The sequence below is a fragment of the Microvirga sp. P4_G7 genome (assembly GCF_056401005.1).
In genome coordinates this window covers 1-2,404 of the sequence record NZ_JBFUKD010000574.1, presented here as the reverse complement: position 1 = coordinate 2,404, position 2,404 = coordinate 1, and the positions used below count along the sequence as shown (strand labels likewise).

At 65.3% G+C, this 2,404-nt stretch carries 2 protein-coding genes; both read left to right on the top strand.

What is annotated here, in order from left to right; translation table 11 throughout:
- On the top strand, window positions 1-510 hold a 510-nt coding region (locus tag AC1DT3_RS18120; protein ID WP_477466623.1), incomplete at its 5' end, for an outer membrane protein assembly factor BamD.
- A gap of 12 nt (window positions 511-522) precedes the next feature.
- Window positions 523-2,193, top strand: a complete 1,671-nt coding sequence (gene recN, locus AC1DT3_RS18115; RefSeq protein ID WP_477466622.1) for a DNA repair protein RecN — start codon at window positions 523-525, stop codon at window positions 2,191-2,193.
- The last annotated feature ends 211 nt before the right edge of the window (window positions 2,194-2,404 follow it).

Sequence of the window (2,404 nt, the reverse complement as noted above, 5' to 3'; positions counted from 1 at the left end):
TACGCGCAGTATCTCCTGGCGATGTCCTATTACAATCAGATCCCGGATATCACCCGCGATCAGGAAACCTCCGAGCGCGCCCTGGCGACGCTGCAGGACCTGGTGGATCGCTATCCGACGTCCGAATACGCCAAGGACGCCAAGCAGAAGATCCAGATCGCGCGCGACCAGCTCGCGGGCAAGGAAGTCGAGATCGGACGGTTCTACCTGCAGAAGCGCAATTATTCCGGCGCCATCAATCGCTTCCGCTCCGTCGTGTCCCGCTATCAGACCACCCGCCATGTGGAAGAGGCTCTCGAGCGTCTCGTGGAAGCTTATATGGCCATGGGCATCGTCGCCGAAGCGCAGACGGCCGCGGCGGTTCTCGGCCACAACTTCCCCGACAGTCCTTGGTACAAGGACGCCTTCAACCTGCTCGCCAAGGGCGGCGTCGAGCCGCGCGAGGATTCGCAGTCGTGGATTTCGAAAGCCTTCCGTGGCGTGCCGCAGGTCGGCCAAAAGACGGGTTAAGCCCCACCTTCCATGCTCATCCAGCTGGCGATTCGCGACATTGTGCTGATCGACAAGCTCGAGCTTCACTTTCATGAGGGCCTCAGTGTCCTCACGGGTGAAACCGGAGCGGGAAAGTCCATTCTGCTCGACGCCTTCGCCCTCGCCCTCGGCGGCAGGGGCGACGGCAGCCTCGTGCGCCACGGCGAAGCTCAGGGCCAGATCACGGCGGTCTTCGATTGTCCCGGCGATCACCCCGCGCGCCGTATAGCCGCCGAGGCGGAAATCGACACGGATGGCGACCTCATCCTGCGGCGCATCCAGGTCGCGGACGGTCGGACGCGTGCGTTCGTCAACGATCAACCGGTCAGCGTTCAGGTCCTGAAAGCGATCGGCGCGACCCTCGTCGAGATCCACGGACAGCATGACGACCGCGCTCTCGTCGACCCGGTGACCCATCGCTCGATCCTCGATGCCTTCGGCTCGCTGGGCGCTGAAACGCGTGCGGTGGCCGACGCCGCCAGGACGGTCCGCGAGGCCAGGGCCAAGCTCCAGGAGCACCGCGACAGGGTCGAGAAGGCCCGCCGCGATTCCGATTTTCTCCGCCATGCGGTGGAAGAGCTGAAGACCCTCAATCCCAAGCCCGGCGAGGAAGCGGCACTGGCCGATCGTCGCGCGGTTATGATGCAGTCCGAAAAGGTGGCTCAGGAACTGACGGACGCCTTCGATGCCGTCGGCGGTGCCTCTTCGCCGGTTCCCGTCCTGTCCGCCGCCGTGCGAAAGCTCGAGCGGCGCGCCGCTCAGGCGCCCAAGCTCGTCGAGCCGAGCGTAAAAGCCCTCGACGCGGCTCTCGTCGCCATCGATGAGGCGCGGGCTGCCTTGGAAGAGGCGATCCGGGCGGCTGAGTTCGATCCGCGTGAGCTGGAGCAGACTGAGGAGCGACTGTTTTCTCTGCGGGCTGCGGCCAGAAAATTCGATACGCCGGCCGACGAACTGGCGGCTTTGCGGCAGCGCTTTGCCGACGACGTCGCCGCCATCGACGCAGGAGAAGAAAAGCTCGTCGGGTTGGAGCAGGCGCTCAAGAGCGCCGATGCCGCCTATTGCAAGGCTGCCGTTTCGCTCTCCAAGGGTCGGCGCAAGGCGGCAGCGGCACTCGATGCCGCGGTCTTGGCCGAACTGCCGCCGTTGAAGCTCGAACGGGCGCGTTTCATCACTGAGATCCAGACCGACGAGACCAGCCGCGAGCCCGGCGGGTTCGACCGGGTGGAGTTCTGGGCCCAGACCAACCCCGGCACGCGGCCGGGGCCGCTGATGAAGGTGGCATCGGGCGGCGAGCTGTCACGCTTCATGCTGGCCCTCAAGGTCGTGTTGGCCGACCGCGGTTCTGCGCCGACACTCGTGTTCGACGAAATCGATACAGGCGTGGGCGGCGCCGTGGCCGACGCGATCGGCCAGCGCCTCGCCYGTCTTGCCCGTGGCGTCCAGGTGATGGCGGTCACCCATGCGCCGCAGGTGGCGGCGCAGGCGTTTCACCATTTCCTCATCGCCAAGGAGGGCGTCAACGGCTCGGAGCGCGTTGCGACGCGGGTGATGCCGTTGAAGGATATGCCGCGCCGCGAGGAGATCGCCCGAATGCTCGCCGGCGCGACCATCACCGAGGAAGCCCGCGCGGCTGCCGCTCGTCTTCTCGACGCGGACCGCTGAAACTGCTCGTCGGCGAGTCCGACCGATTTGAGAATTGCCGCGTGATCCGTTGATCAACCGCAAAACCGGTAGCCACTTTTGCGGCGCAAGCATTATGGTGCATCCAAACCGTTTCCGAGTCGGTCATGGCAGCAGACAAACCCACGCTCATCAAATCCGTCGATCAACTTGCGCCCCACGAAGCCCGCGCGGAGCATGAAGCGCTGGCGCG